At 67.8% G+C, this 13,659-nt stretch carries 14 protein-coding genes and 1 pseudogene; 6 read left to right on the top strand and 9 right to left on the bottom strand.

What is annotated here, in order from left to right:
• Nucleotides 1-94: 94 nt before the first annotated feature.
• Nucleotides 95-1,456, bottom strand: a complete 1,362-nt coding sequence (locus ASF82_RS05405) for a sugar ABC transporter substrate-binding protein (protein ID WP_056054381.1) — start codon at nucleotides 1,454-1,456, stop codon at nucleotides 95-97.
• Nucleotides 1,457-1,620: 164 nt separating this feature from the next.
• Here ASF82_RS05405 and ASF82_RS05400 point away from each other — a divergent pair, with 164 nt between their 5' ends.
• Nucleotides 1,621-2,556, top strand: coding sequence for an AraC family transcriptional regulator (locus ASF82_RS05400; protein WP_156369923.1), 936 nt, complete (start codon nucleotides 1,621-1,623; stop codon nucleotides 2,554-2,556).
• 45 nt (nucleotides 2,557-2,601) lie between these two features.
• Here ASF82_RS05400 and ASF82_RS05395 read toward each other — a convergent pair whose 3' ends face one another.
• The 7 genes and pseudogenes from ASF82_RS05395 to ASF82_RS16045 form a co-directional block, all read right to left on the bottom strand.
• On the bottom strand, nucleotides 2,602-3,558 hold the full coding sequence (locus ASF82_RS05395; RefSeq protein WP_056054373.1) for a PfkB family carbohydrate kinase: 957 nt from the start codon (nucleotides 3,556-3,558) through the stop codon (nucleotides 2,602-2,604).
• Nucleotides 3,555-4,118: a zinc-binding dehydrogenase gene (locus tag ASF82_RS16055; RefSeq protein WP_235491208.1), complete on the bottom strand. Its 564-nt coding sequence runs from the start codon at nucleotides 4,116-4,118 to the stop codon at nucleotides 3,555-3,557. Before ASF82_RS16055 ends, ASF82_RS05395 begins: the two co-directional genes overlap by 4 nt.
• A gap of 96 nt (nucleotides 4,119-4,214) precedes the next feature.
• Nucleotides 4,215-4,559: pseudogene (locus tag ASF82_RS16050) on the bottom strand (alcohol dehydrogenase catalytic domain-containing protein); the annotation flags it as partial.
• A gap of 166 nt (nucleotides 4,560-4,725) precedes the next feature.
• Entirely contained in the window at nucleotides 4,726-5,220 is a 495-nt protein-coding gene (locus ASF82_RS05385) for a lipocalin-like domain-containing protein (RefSeq protein ID WP_056054366.1), read from the bottom strand.
• A 14-nt stretch (nucleotides 5,221-5,234) separates the two neighbouring features.
• Nucleotides 5,235-6,227 carry an aldo/keto reductase gene (locus ASF82_RS05380; protein ID WP_056054362.1) on the bottom strand — a complete coding sequence of 331 codons (993 nt, stop codon included), beginning with the start codon at nucleotides 6,225-6,227 and terminating at the stop codon, nucleotides 5,235-5,237.
• A gap of 50 nt (nucleotides 6,228-6,277) precedes the next feature.
• Entirely contained in the window at nucleotides 6,278-7,420 is a 1,143-nt protein-coding gene (locus ASF82_RS05375) for a sorbosone dehydrogenase family protein (protein ID WP_056054360.1), read from the bottom strand.
• On the bottom strand, nucleotides 7,417-7,743 hold the full coding sequence (locus tag ASF82_RS16045) for a cyclophilin-like fold protein (protein ID WP_235491163.1): 327 nt from the start codon (nucleotides 7,741-7,743) through the stop codon (nucleotides 7,417-7,419). The genes ASF82_RS05375 and ASF82_RS16045 overlap by 4 nt, the downstream gene beginning before the upstream one ends.
• A 217-nt stretch (nucleotides 7,744-7,960) precedes the next feature.
• Between ASF82_RS16045 and ASF82_RS16290 the strand changes: the two genes are divergently transcribed.
• Nucleotides 7,961-8,092: a hypothetical protein gene (locus ASF82_RS16290; RefSeq protein ID WP_255354146.1), complete on the top strand. Its 132-nt coding sequence runs from the start codon at nucleotides 7,961-7,963 to the stop codon at nucleotides 8,090-8,092.
• On the opposite strand, the gene ASF82_RS05365 is transcribed toward ASF82_RS16290, so the two are convergent.
• Complete coding sequence (locus ASF82_RS05365; RefSeq protein WP_200931968.1) at nucleotides 8,079-9,113, bottom strand: alcohol dehydrogenase catalytic domain-containing protein; 1,035 nt, start codon at nucleotides 9,111-9,113, stop codon at nucleotides 8,079-8,081. The genes ASF82_RS16290 and ASF82_RS05365 overlap by 14 nt on opposite strands.
• Before the next feature lie 220 nt (nucleotides 9,114-9,333).
• On the opposite strand from ASF82_RS05365, the gene ASF82_RS05360 reads away from it, so the two are divergent.
• The 4 genes from ASF82_RS05360 (at nucleotide 9,334) to ASF82_RS15200 (ending at nucleotide 13,431) form a co-directional block, all read left to right on the top strand.
• A complete protein-coding gene (locus ASF82_RS05360; RefSeq protein WP_056054352.1) occupies nucleotides 9,334-10,221 on the top strand; it encodes a helix-turn-helix transcriptional regulator in 888 nt (295 codons plus the stop codon).
• Between the two features lie 91 nt (nucleotides 10,222-10,312).
• Nucleotides 10,313-11,530 (top strand): MFS transporter, encoded by a 1,218-nt coding sequence (locus ASF82_RS05355; RefSeq protein WP_369814250.1) that lies wholly within the window; start codon nucleotides 10,313-10,315, stop codon nucleotides 11,528-11,530.
• A gap of 78 nt (nucleotides 11,531-11,608) precedes the next feature.
• A complete protein-coding gene (locus ASF82_RS05350) occupies nucleotides 11,609-12,379 on the top strand; it encodes a glucose 1-dehydrogenase (protein ID WP_056054349.1) in 771 nt (256 codons plus the stop codon).
• Between the two features lie 104 nt (nucleotides 12,380-12,483).
• The gene (locus tag ASF82_RS15200) at nucleotides 12,484-13,431 is read left to right on the top strand and encodes an NADP-dependent oxidoreductase (RefSeq protein WP_162240258.1); all 948 of its coding nucleotides are present in this window, start codon (nucleotides 12,484-12,486) and stop codon (nucleotides 13,429-13,431) included.
• Nucleotides 13,432-13,659 lie beyond the last annotated feature (228 nt).

Below are 13,659 nucleotides of genomic sequence, written 5' to 3'. Positions count from 1 at the left end.
GATGTCACTGGACGTCCTCGTCTCTGGTGGGCACGATGTCGTGGCAGGAGGGTGCACAGGGGGCGACGGCGTGTGGCCGCCGCCCCCTTCGTTGTCACTCCTGGTACTTCTCGGCGACCTTCTCGGCAAGTTGCTGGCCCTCGGCGACGGCATCCGTCACGGATGTCTGCCCGGCGATGGCAGCGCTGATCTCCTGGGAGGCCTGGGTCGCCATGTCGGCGAACTCGGGGATCGCCACGAACTGGATCCCCGGGGCCGGGCGGGGCTGCACACCCGGGTCGTCCGGGTTGGCGGTCGTGATGGCGTCCTCGGTCTGCTGGTAGAACGCCCCGGCGGATGCCTGGTAGTCGGCATTGTCGTAGGTGCTGGCGCGCTTGCCGGCGGGGACGCTCGACCAGCCGATCTTCTCGCCCACGAGCTGCTCGTACTCCTTGCTCGATGCCCACGCGATGAACTCGGCTGCGGCGTCCTGGTTCTTGCCGGCCTTCTGGATGCCCCAGGCCCACGAGTACAGCCAGCCGGAGCTGGCGGTCTCCTTCACCGGCGCTGCGACGTAGCCGAGCTTGCCCTTGACGGGCGAGTCGTCGGCCTCGAGGCTGCCCGCTGCGGCCGTGGAGTCGTACCACATGGCCACGTTTCCCTGCTGCAGGTTGTTGAGGCACTCGGTGTAGCCGGCCTGGGCGGCACCGTTCTCTCCGTGCTCTCTCACGAGGTCGACGTAGAACTGCACGGCCTCGGTGAACTCGGGGCTGTCCGCCTGAGCGGTCCAGTCCTCGTCGAACCACGTGCCACCGAAGGTGTTCACGACGCTGGTCAGCGGGGCGTACACCTGTCCCCAGCCGGGCTGTCCCCGGAGGCAGATGCCCTTCATGCCGTCCTCTGCTCCGTCGACCTCGGCCGCGAGCTCGGCGACCTGGTCCCACGTGGGCTTGTCGGGCATCGTCAGCCCGGCCGCGTCGAAGACGTCCTTGCGGTACATGAGGAACGAGCTCTCCCCGTAGAAGGGCTCGGCGTACAGCTTGCCGTCTGCCGCGGTGAGGGACTTCGTCATGGGCTCGAGGATGTCGCCCTGATCGAACTCCGCGCTGGCGGCGACGGTGTCGCCGAGAGGCGTCAGCCACCCGTTCGTGGCGTAGAAGGGGACCTCGTAGTTGCTGATGCTCGCGACGTCGTACTGGCCGGCCTGGCTGGAGAATTCCTGGCTGATCTTGGCGCGGACGTCGTTCTCTGGCAGCACTGTGTAGTTGACCTTGATGCCGGTGTCGGCCGTGAAGGCATCGGCGGTCAGTTTCTGCAGGTCGACCATCTGGGGGTTGTTGACCATGAGGACGTTGACCTCTTGGTCTCCCCCGTCGGCCCCCGTCGATCCGCCTGCGCCGCCGCACGCCGCGAGGGCCATGGCCATGATCGAGGCACCGGCCACTGTCGTGGCGATGCGCCTGTGTCGTCTGTTCATCGGAAGGACTCCTTCGTTCTCCGGGCGGGTACCCACCGCCGTGGTGAGCCCTGGGGCGATGCCGCTGCTGCGAGGCGCCGTCCGGGCACGAGTCTGACTTCATGACGGAACACGAACTAGCGCGCCCACCTCCGAGAACTGGTACGAATTTGTATGCTGTCGCCATGGATGCACATGGCCCTGGATCGGACACGGCGACGATGCTCGCTGAGCGCCTGACCGGGATGCGAGCGGCGAGGGAGATCATCACGGCCGACCCGGACCGGTCGGTGCGGTGGGCTCAGCACGACTACCCGAGCCCTGTGGCTAGGTGGAATTACCATCCGGAGTACGAGATCCACTTGATCCGCTCTGGCACTGGCCGATTCATCGTCGGTGACCATGTCGGTACGTTCGAGGCCGGCCACGTCTCCCTCATCGGGTCTGGCCTGCCACACGACTGGGTGAGCGACCTGGCCGATGGCGAAGCCCTAGTTAACCGCGACGCCGTCATCCAGATCGACCCGGCGTGGATCACCCAGGGTTCAGCTGTGATGCCGGAGCTTCGGGAGGTGCAGCCGCTCCTCCTAGCGTCCTCAAGGGGGATCGAATTCACCGGCGAGTCCGCCGTTCGAGCCGCGGCCCTCATCGAGAAGGTGGGAGTCACGAACGGTCTGGACCGACTGCGACACGTGTTCGAGTTGCTCACCGTGCTGGCTCGGTCACCTCACGAAGAACGGCTCCTTCTGGCGACCGAGTTCTTCCAGCCGCAGCTGGACGATCGCGCCGCCGCGATCGTTGACGTCGTTCTCGAGTACGCCTTCGCCGGGCACACGGGCGAGATCAGCATGGCTGAGGCTGCTGCCACCGTCGGCATGTCCGACGCCACGTTCTCGAAGTACTTCAAGCGTGCGACAGGTCAGAACTTCAGCGAGCTGGTGCGCAAGCTCCGCGTTGCGCACGCCAGTCGCCTTCTCCTCGAGACCGACCTCCCTGTGGCGACGATCTGCTTCGACGTGGGGTTCACGAATCTCTCGAACTTCAACCGGCAGTTCCTCCGTGAGAAGGGCTTGACCCCGAGGCAATTCCGCAACGGACTCAGTAAGGGCGACGAGGCGTGAGAGGGCTCCGCTGCGTTGTCGACTTCGACATGACACCGGTGCGCGTCACCGGAGGTCGCGAGCCCAGGGGAGATCGGCGCCGGCCCTGGAGACGGTGATGGCAGCGCAGCGGGTGGCGAGATCGGCCAGGCGACTCAGGACGCCCTCAGGCCAGTGGTCGGCGCTGCGCATCCGAACGAGGTCGAGGGCGCCGGACGACCGGGCGCCGGCGATGCCGTGAACGAGGGCGGCCATGAAGGAGTCCCCAGCGCCCACGGTGTCCACGACCTGGACGAGAGGGGGCACGGTGTGCCTGCGATCGGCATGGGTCGCGACGAGTGCCCCCTCACGACCACGAGTGAGCACCACCAAGCTTGGGCCCAGCTCCAAGATTCGGGTCACGACGTCCTCCGGGGAAAGGGAAAACCCGAACAAGGCAGCAGCGTCCTCGTCGCTCAGCTTCACGACGTCGGAGACCGTGGCGAAGCGCTCGAATGAGCGGGCCACATCGTCGGCTGCGGTGCCCAGGCCGAGCCGGACGTTGGGGTCGAACGTGACCACCGCCTCCTCGTGTTGCTCCATGAGGAGAGTGAAGGCAGTGTTCGCGCCCGGCATGAGGTGGGTCGCGATCGATCCGGCGTGGACGACGGCGGCAGGGCCGGGGACGGACACCGGTGCGATGTCCCACTCGATGTCGAACTCGTAGGATGCTGCCCCGCCGAGTCCGAGCACCGCCGTCGCCGTCGACGTGTGACCTGAGACGGGGGCCTGGCTCCAGACTTCCACGCCCGAGCGGACGAGGTGCTGATCGATGAGGGTGCCCGCGTCGTCCTGGGCGTAAGACGTCACGAACCGCACCGGGGATCCGAGCCTGGCGGCACCCGCCGCGACGTTCAGGGGTGATCCCCCGGCGTGTCGCCTCGGTTGGCCGTGTCGGGGCACCACGACGTCGATGAGCGACTCGCCGATGACGAGGACGTCACCCGGCCCCAGGGCACGAGACTCCCTGTCCGCTGCCGTCACGCGCGAGGGTCGACGACGGCCTTGAGGGATCGTGCCTCGCGCCTCGCTAGTGTGAGCGCGGCCTGCGTCTCAGCGATGCCGAACCGGTGCGTGATGACCCTGTCGACGTCGACGCCCCCCGACGCGATCAACTGCAGGGCCGTCGGGTAGGTGTTGGCGTAGCGGAAGATGCCCTGGAGAGTGAGCTCCTTCCCCTGGACGAGCGGCACGTTGATCGTGGCCTCGTCCGCGCCCATGCCCACGAGGACGGCACGGCCCGCGGAGGCGAGCGCCTCCAGGCCTGAGGCCAGCGCGGGAGCCGCACCAGAGCACTCGAGCAGGACGTCGAACTCTCCCTCGAGCGCCTCGCCCGCCCGGGTCGCGGTGAAACCTAGATCGCGAGCAGTGTCGAGCCGGAACTCGCTCACGTCGGTGACGGTGACCTGTGTTGCTCCGAAGCCGCGGGCGACCTGGGCGGCGAGCAGACCGATCGGCCCGGCCCCGGTGACCAGGACGCGGTCGCCGGCAGTCACCTCGGCCTTGCGGCACGCCCACACCCCCACCGACACCGGCTCCGCCATCGCTGCCTTCTCAGCGCTCAGGCCATGAGGGACGACGTGGGCGAACTCGGCGTCGATGACGACGTAGCGCGCGATCGAGCCATCGACCGGTGGCGTCGCGAAGAACTGGACGAACGGGCAGAGGTTGTATCGCCCGAGACGGCACTGCTCACAGTGACGGCACGGGACTCCTGGCTCGAGGGCGACAGTCTGGCCGATGCGTTCAGGCGAGACGTCCGTACCGACGCCGACGATGACTCCGGCCGACTCGTGGCCCACGACCATCGGTGCCTCCACGACGTACCGGCCGATCCGACCAGCCTCGAAGTAGTGGACGTCGGACCCGCAGATCCCGACGGCGTGGATCTCCACGAGGACTTCATGGGTCGCCGGCACGGGTGTCGGGCGCTCCTCGATACGGAGGTCACCGGCTGCGTAGAGGACGGCTGACGAATTGGACATCTCGGGCTCCTTTGCTCGGGGTGAGGCAGTGTTCGGTCCCACAGGATCCCGAGGTTACGGAGCACGGGCAAGGACGACTAGCTCACGCTCCCGCTCTGACTGGTACGAATTTGCCACCCTGCCCGACTGCAGTCGTCTCGTCCGTCGGTGGCCAGCAGGCTGGAGGTCAGCCCTGTCGCTCGTAGGTGGCCCGGAATCCCTCCGTGGGGTCCGTCGGGGTCAGGACGAGCGTGTCACCGTCGATGTCGAAGTCCCGGGCGAGGCTCTGCCCGATGAGGTCTCGAGCGAGTGCGGACTCGACCTCGACGGTGAAGGAGTCGTCGTCGACGAGCGTGACCTCGCCGTAGAAGGCCTCGTACCCGTTGACGGTGTAGGGGCCGTCGGGAGCTGCGGTGTCGGGGTTCGCTGCCTGGACGGCCATGGTGCCGGCATCGGTGAAGATCACCTGGCCGCCGTAGGGGATCTCGGCCAGGTCGCCGTCTGTTCCGACTTCCAGGGAGGTCATCTCCCATTCACCGGTCAAGCTGCTCGTCGGGGCCGTCGCTGAGGTCGTCACGGTCGCGTCGCCGGCGTCCGCGGTGGTCGAGGTGCACCCGGTGACCGCCGCGCCGACGGCGATGAGGGCGAGAGCGATGCTCGTGGTCCGGTGGGTGGTGTTCATGTGGTGCCTTTCGATCAGATGTCGGTCTGCGCTTCGAGGAAGTCGGGGTAGCGGGCTCCGACGACCGCTGAGTCGTCGGAGAGGGACGTGAGGCGCCGCGTCTGGGCGTCGGTGAGGGTGATGTCCGACGCTCCGAGGTTCTCCTCGAGGCGGTGGACCTTCGTCGTACCGGGGATGGGGATGATGAACGGCTCCCGGGCGAGCAGCCACGCGAGGGCTACCTGGGCCGGCGTGGCGCCGTGTTCGGCCGCGATGCCCTTGACGACGTCGACCAGCTGGAGGTTGTGCTCGATGACGTCGGCGCCGAAACGCGGGATGCTGCCCCGGAGGTCGCCGTCGGCGAAGGAGCTGGACGCGGTGATGGTGCCGGTGAGGAACCCCTTCCCGAGGGGGCTGTACGGCACGAACGCGATGCCGAGTTCATTGCACGCCGCGAGGACGCCGTTGTCGGGTCGACGCCACCAGAGCGAGTACTCGCTCTGCACCGCAGCGAGGGGCAGCACGGCGTGGGCTCGGCGGATGGTGCTCTCGGAGGCCTCCGAGAGCCCGTAGCGGTGGACCTTCCCGGCGTCGACGAGCTGCGACACCGCGCCGGCGTACTCCTCGACGGGGATGTCCGGGTTGATCCGGTGCTGGTAGTAGAGGTCGAGCCGTTCGACGCCGAGACGTCGGAGGGAACCCTCGGCGGCCTCCGCGACCTCGTCGGGCCGCAGCAGTCGCCCCCGGGGTTCCCGGGTGACAGGGTCGATGGCCATGGCGAACTTGGTGGCGATGACGACGTCGTCGGGTCGATCGGCGAGGGCCTCTCCGAGGAGCTCTTCGTTGGAGTGCGGCCCGTAGACCTCTGCCGTGTCGAACAGGGTCACCCCGCGGTCTACGGCTCCGCGGAGAAGCTCCACCATGTCGCGACGCTCGGGTGCAGCGCCGTAGCCGCCGGTCATCGTCATGCAGCCGAGGCCGAGGGGGGACACGGCGGGACCACCGGCTCCCAATGTGCGAGGGATCATGAGTCGCTCTTTTCGTGGATCGGAGGGGACGTGGCGGGCAGGCGCAGTCGTCAGGGGGTGAGCGGGACTCGGAGGAGCTTGTCGTCGCCGTCCCGTGGGGTGCCTTGGCTGTTCGTGTTCCCGGTGAGGAACCAGAGGTTCCCGTCGGGGCCTTCGGTGACGGCTCGGATGCGACCGAACTCACCCTCGTAGTAGTCGGTGGCTGTGGTGGGGTCAGCGACCGGCACTGCCCGCAGGACTTCGCCGCGGAGGTTCGCGATGAACACCGTGTCGGCGGTGACGGTGATGCCGCTCGGGCTGGCGTCGGCGGGTGACCATTGCTGGACGGGGTCGATGTAGTCCTCTCCCCCGGAGAAGCCCTCGGCCTCGGGCCAGCCGTAGTTGCCGCCAGCTTCGATGATGTTCAGTTCGTCCCAGGTGTTCTGACCGAACTCGCTGGCGAACATGGTCCCGTCGGCCGCCCACCCGAGCCCTTGGACATTGCGGTGGCCGAGGCTGTAGACCACTGATCCGGGGAAGGGGTTGTCGGCGGGGACGGACCCGTCGGCGTTCATGCGCAGGATCTTCCCGGAGAGCGAATCGGGGTCCTGGCTGGCTGAGCTCTGTCCGGCGTCGCCGACGCCGGCGTAGAGCATCCCGTCGGGGCCGAAGGCGATCCGGCCTCCGTTGTGGTACCCGGCGGACGCGATCCCGTCGATGATCGTCTCGCCTGGTCCGAGTTCGAGGGACCCGGCCTCGCCCGTCAGGGTGTACCGCTCGATGCGGTTCCCTTCCTCCCCGGTCGAGTAGACGTACAGGCGATCGTCCTCCCCGACAGCGAGACCGAGGAGACCCCCTTCGCCATCGGGCTGCACGCCGGGAACCGTCCCGACGACGCGGGTCTCACCCGTCGATGTCAGCTCGAGGACTCGGCCCGAGTCCCGTTCACTGACCAGCGGTGTGCCTCGGAGGAAGGCGATCGACCACGGTGCCTCGAGCCCTGATGCCATCTGGGTGGGGGCATCGGCGACGAGGGGGGCGGTAGGGGACGCGCCCGAGGTGGCAGAGAACGAGGGAGGTCGGTCCATGCCGGAACCGGTGCTGGTGCAGGCGCTGAACACGGCCGATGCGAGGACACCTGCGGCGGCTACAGCCACGACGGCCCTCACGGTCTTGCGTGTCGTCGCTCTTCCCGGCGACGTTCCGTTCGTCACGGGACGACCTCGATGGTCACGTCGGTGTCGTCGAACGCCGCGAGCTGGTCCGGTGTGGCGTCGTAGCTGCCGAGGTGGATCGTCTTCTCGGAGTAGTCGATTCCGGAGGCGTCGTAGTAGAAGCCGATGTTGCCCCAGGGTGTGAAGTAGATGAGATCGCCGTCCTCGGGATCGGAGCCCGGAGACCCCTCGACGATGAGTCCGGGTGAGGGGTAGCCGATCTTCTCGCGGCCGGCGAACTCCTCGAGGCGCAGGGTCGTCGGCAGCCGGGTCAGGAGATCCCGGGTGGTGGGGTTGTCTTCCTCGAGCGTCACGTCGACCACGCTGCCTCCGCCGCTGAACCTGATGACGGTCCCGACGACCTCGCGAGGGGCTTCGGGCTCTGGGGTAGGGCCTGCCTCAGGAGTCGGTCGGGCAGTGCCAGCGGCCGAGGGTTCCGCCGCAGGCGTGGATGCGCCGGCAGGGTCCGGGGTCTGTCCCGTGGCGCTCGAGCATCCGGTGAGGACACCGATGCTGGCGGTCGTGAGAAGGAGTGCCGACGTGACCTGGGCGGCACGTCGTCCGTGGGTGGAGGTGGGCGGGGCCATGGAGATGTTCCTGTCGTTCATCGTGCTGGACGGCGGGTGGGTGGGCATCTGGTCAGTCCCGCCCGGGGAGGTCAGGGGCGGATGAGGACCTTCAGTGCTTCGCGGTCGTCCATGAGGCGGTACGCCTCGGCGATGTCGTCGAGGGGCATCTCGCGGTCGAAGACACGGCCAGGATCGATGCTTCCGTCGAGGACCTGGGGCAGGACCTGCTCGAGGTAAGCGCGGACAGTCGCGGGGCCGCCGGTGAGGGTGACGTTCTTTCCGAACAGGGACGCCATGCCGACCGCCGCCTCTTCGTACTGGGGAACGCCGACACGGCTGATGGTTCCTCCGGCACGGACGATCTTGTATGCCTGCTCGTACGCCGGCATGTGCCCGACGGCCTCGAGCACGACGTGCGAGCCCTCGCCTCCGGTGATCTCCATGACCTTCGCGACGCCCTCGTCGCCGCGCTCAGGGACGACGTGCGTGGCCCCGAACTCGCGCCCGAGGTCGGTGCGGGTCGTGTGACGGCCCATCAGGATGATCGTCTCCGCACCGAGCTGCTTCGACGCGAGGACAGCGGAGAGGCCGACGGCGCCGTCGCCGATGACGGTGACGGTCTTCCCGTGCTCGACATCGCCGCGGATCGCGGCGTGGTAGCCGGTGAGGTACACGTCGGACAAGGTCAGCAGGCTCGGCATGAGCGCTTCGTCGGTTCCCTCGGGGATGACGACGGCGGTTCCGTCGGCCTGGGGGACGATCAGCTTCTCGGCCTGGGTGGCTGAGGCCGCACCGTCGAAGAAGCCGCCGTGGATGCACGCCGTCGTGATGCCGTCCTGACAGAACGGGCAGGTTCCGTCGGACCAGGCGAAGGGCACGATGACCGTGTCGCCGACCGACAGGGTGCGAACGTCTTCGCCGATCTCCTCGACGACACCGATGGCCTCGTGGCCCATGCGGCGGCCCTCGGGGGTGTCCCCGAGGTCGTGGTAGGGGTGCAGATCGGACCCGCAGACGCAGGCGTAGGTGACGCGGATGAGCGCCTCGGTGGGCTGCTGGATGACGGGGTCAGGGACCTCCACCACTCGGACGTCGCCGGACTTGTACATCACGGTGGCCTTCATTGGGGCTCCTTCTCAGATCAGTTGCGGAGAGGCAGTACGCGCTGCGCAGGCCCCAGTCACAGGGCGATGCGGGTCAGCGGGGTTCTTCCCGGAGACGCTAAGCCGTCGCTGGAGAAGCTGACAGGCCCGGTCAGAACCCCCTTGGTGCTCGGCCCTCTCGGCGGAACGGGGGTCCCGTCAGGGCCTGGCTGGCGAAGGACATCAGTCGTAGCGTCACGGCATGGACAATCGAGCTGAGGTACGGGAGTTCCTCTCGTCACGCCGTGCACGACTGAGCCCCGACGCGCCGGGCATCATCAGCGTCGGCGGTCGCCGCCGGGTACCGGGCCTGCGGCGTGAGGAAGTCGCCCGTCTCGCCGGTGTCAGTGTCGACTACTACACCAGGGTCGAACGCGGCAGCCTCAGTGGGGTCTCTGACAGCGTGCTCGACAGCATCGCTCGGGCACTGGAGATGGATCAGGCCGAACAGGACCACCTGTACGACCTCGCCCGTGCCGCAGCGCCCACCCGTCGCCGCCCCACGTCGAGCCCTGAGCAGAAGATCGCAGCCTCCCCTCTTCAGCACATGCTGGATGCGATGACCGGTTCGGTCGCCATGATCACGAACACCCGCATGGATCTCGTCGCAGCCAACGCCCTCGGATTCGCCCTGTACTCGGAGATGTACCGTGGCTCACTCCGGCCGGCGAACCACTCCCGGTTCATCTTCCTCGACCCTCGGGCACACGAGTTCTACCCGGACTGGGAGCGCGCGGCGAACGTCAACGTCGCCATCCTCCGACGGGATGCAGGACGCGACCCCCATGACGCCGGCATCGCAGCCCTCGTCGGGGAGCTCTCCATCCGAAGTGACGACTTCCGTACCCGGTGGGCTGCACACGATGTTCGGCGGCACTACTCCGGCGCGAAGCAGTTCCGGCACCCGGTCGTGGGGCTCCTCGAGCTCGACTTCCACGCCATGGACCTGCAGGACTCCCCCGGCCACTCCCTCACCGTCTACACCGCTGCCCCCGGCAGCGAGTCCGACCAAGGACTGCAGCTGCTCGCCTCCTGGGCTGCGACGGAATGCATCGCCGAACGCGCCCGGAGCACCGAACACGCGGTCTGACCCGGCAGCCCCTTCCCGGTCTTCTCCTCGGACCCGACACTTTCCGACTCCTCGTGATCTCAGGCTGCTTCACCGCGCCCGAAAGGACTTCGTGACCACTCCGACCGCATCCGTCCCGATCGGTGTCCCTCCCTCACAGGACGCTGGCGGGCCTTCACCGAGGCTGCCTCTGTTCTCCCTCATCGTCCTCGCCACGACCGGGTTCATCCTCGTGGCCATGGAGACGATGCCCGCCGGGCTGCTACCGCAGATCGCCAGCGGACTGGACACCGGCGAAGGCACCGTGGGCCTGCTCATCAGCGCCTACGCGCTCGGCACCGTCATCGCCACTGTCCCTGCGATCACCCTGACCCGGGGCGTCCGTCGCCGACGGTTGCTCGCCGTCGCCCTCGTCGGTCTCATCGTGGCCAATGCCGTCACCGCCGTGGCACCGACGGTGATCGTCGCCCTCGTCGCTCGTTTCGTCGCCGGAGCATTCTCGGGAACCATCTGGGGCATGCTCGCCGCCTACGGGCGCCGCATCAGCCCGACGAACCAGGCCGGGCGCTCTCTCGCGATCGTCTCCGCCGGAGCCCCCGTCGGTTTCGCCTTCGGCACACCCCTGGGCTCGTGGATCGGAACGACCTTCGACTGGCGGTGGTCCTTCGGCGGTCTCAGCATCCTCGGGGCCGTCGTCTTGGTCCTGGTGCTCACCGTCGTCTCCGACGCCGAACCGGCACCAGCGACATCGCGCCTGCCCCTCACCCGAGTGATCAGGATCCCCGGGGTCGCAATGATCCTGGCCGTCATCGCGACGTGGATGATCGCTCACAACACCCTGTACACCTACATCGCGCCCTACCTCCGGACCGGCGGTTCAGGCCTCGGCGTCGACCTCACCCTGCTCGTCTACGGCGTCTCCTCGATCGGCGGCATCATCATCACCGGCGCCCTCCTCGACCGACACCCGCGACCACTGCTGCACGGCAGCCTCGCGGTCTTCGTCGGCGTAGGCGTGGTGCTCCTCGTCAGCCACGCGTCAGCACCGGCCGTTCTCGTCGCCGCCGTGCTCTGGGGCCTGACCTTCGGCGGCGCCGCAGCGCAGCTCCAAGCAGCCCTCACAACAGCTGGCGGCGACAACGCCGATGTCGCCAACTCGTTCCTGCCCGTGGCGTTCAACATCGCGATCTTCGCCGCCGGGATCGTCGGCGCCGGCCTGCTGACCCGAGCCGACGGCCTCATCCTCCCCGTCGTCCTGATCATCTTCGGGACCATCGCGTTCGGTCTCACCCTCATCGGTCGCAGGAACGCCTTCCCCGCCGATCTCTGACCCTCCATCCACCGCCCTCGACGCACAGCGCCGCGGCATCCTCACCACCCATCCCCCCGACTCCTCAAGGAGACAATCATGAGCTTCACCACCCCCCGATTCACGGACAAGGTCGCGTTCGTCACCGGCGCCGCGGGCGGCATCGGCCGCGCCACCGCCCTCGCCTACGCCGCAGAAGGCGCCCGCGTCGCCGTCGCCGACCTCCCCGGTGCCGGCCACCACGACACCGCCTCGATGATCACCGCAGCAGGCGGCACCACGACGGCCATCGATCTCGACGTCTCCGACGCCGCTCAGGTCGTCGCTGCCCTCGACCACGTCGTCTCCCTCTGGGGCCGTCTCGACGTCGCCTTCAACAACGCCGGCGTCGAACAGACCCAGACCCCCACCGCCGACCTCGACGACGCCGAGTTCGATCGGATCATGAGCGTCGACGTGCGCGGCGTGTACCTCTGCATGAAGCACGAGATCCGGCACATGAAGACCTCCGGAGGAGGCGCCATCGTCAACACCTCCTCGGGAGCAGGCGTCATGGGCATCTCGGGTCAAGCCGCCTACGCCGCCGCGAAGCACGCTGTCATCGGACTCAGCAAGTCCACCGCCCTGGAGTACGTCGCAGACGGCATCCGGGTCAACGTCGTCGCCCCCGGGATGATCGACACGAAGATGATCGAACGCCTCACCGGAGGGACCGACGACGGCTACGCAGACGTCATCTCCCAGGAGCCCATCGGCCGACTCGGCAAGCCCGAAGAGATCGCCTCGGCCGTTCTCTGGCTCACCTCCGACGACGGCGGCTTCGCCGTCGGTCACACCCTCGTCGTCGATGGCGGCCAGACCATCGGCTGAGCCACTGGATGCGGAGTCAAGCCAGGTCCCCCTGGCTGCACCCCGTCCCTGTGAACCTACGACGGACGCCTCGCCCTCGAGGAGCGGAGCGAAGAAGGAGAGTCATGCGCGCAATCGGTGTGAGGCACTACGGCGGTCCAGAGGAGCTGATGGCAGTCGATCTGCCCGAGCCACACGCGGGCCCGGGCCAGGTCCGAATCCGAGTCCATGCGGCCGCGGTGAATCCGGTCGACGCCATCATTCGCAGCGGATCGTTCCAGGGCAATGACGGCGAGATCACCTCCGCGGTCGTTCCCGGCACGGACGTGTCCGGTGTCATCGATGAGGTCGGATCGGATCTTCCGGAGAGCATGACACTTCTGGTAGGTGACGAGGTGGTGGGTTTCGTCGCTCCATCAGGCTCGCACGGCGGGTACAGCGAATTCGTTGTTCTGCCAGCAGAATCGTTGGTTGCGCTGCCCACTCGAGGTGACCATGTCTCGGGGGCCGCTTTCTTGTCCAATGCCCTGACTGCCGAGATGGCCCTAGAAGGGCTCCACCTGGAACCTGGCTCGGTTCTCGCGGTCACGGGCGCCACGGGGGCGGTCGGCGGGTATCTCGTCGAGTTGGCTTCGGCGCGGGGAGTGACCGTCATCGCTGATGCCCGCCCGGACGAGCACGCGATCGTCCGCGCGTTCGGGGCTCACCATGTCGTGGATCGTGATGCGAATTTTGGTGCAGAAGTCAGGAAACTCACCGATGGAAAGGGAGCCGACGCTCTCGCTGATCCGGCGGCTCGTGGGGCTGCCGCCTTCGAGGCGGTCGCCGATGGTGGGCAACTCGCACTGTTCTTGCCAGCTGATCTCGAGCCGAGGCGAGGTGTTCGTGTCTTCCAGTCCTACGTCATGAGGTCGAACCGTCGCCATGACGCCATCGAGGCTCTTGCCGGTCGGGTCGGTCGCGGGGAACTCACCGTCCGCGTCGCCGACACGCTCCCCGCGGACCAGGCCAGTACCGCTCATCGCCGGATGGAAGCCGGCGGTCTTCGCGGCCGCCTCATCCTGACCTTCTGATGTGCCGCCTGGCTCCTCATGAACAAGTCCTCACGGAGAACGAGACCTTCTGACCAGACGGCCCTGATGCCCGGCAAAGGGTGCCACGTCAGGGCCTCCCTCGGGCGGCGCGTGGGTGTTCCGTGGACGACAGGACCGCGACGCGCGGCCCTCCACGACACGACGGACAGGAGAACCACCATGGCCGACCAGCCGATCCAGATCGGGGGCGGGCGCCGCACGTTCGGG

Source organism: Frigoribacterium sp. Leaf164, assembly GCF_001423665.1.
Lineage (GTDB): Bacteria > Actinomycetota > Actinomycetes > Actinomycetales > Microbacteriaceae > Frigoribacterium > Frigoribacterium endophyticum.
This window is presented reverse-complemented; position numbering and strand designations above follow the sequence as displayed.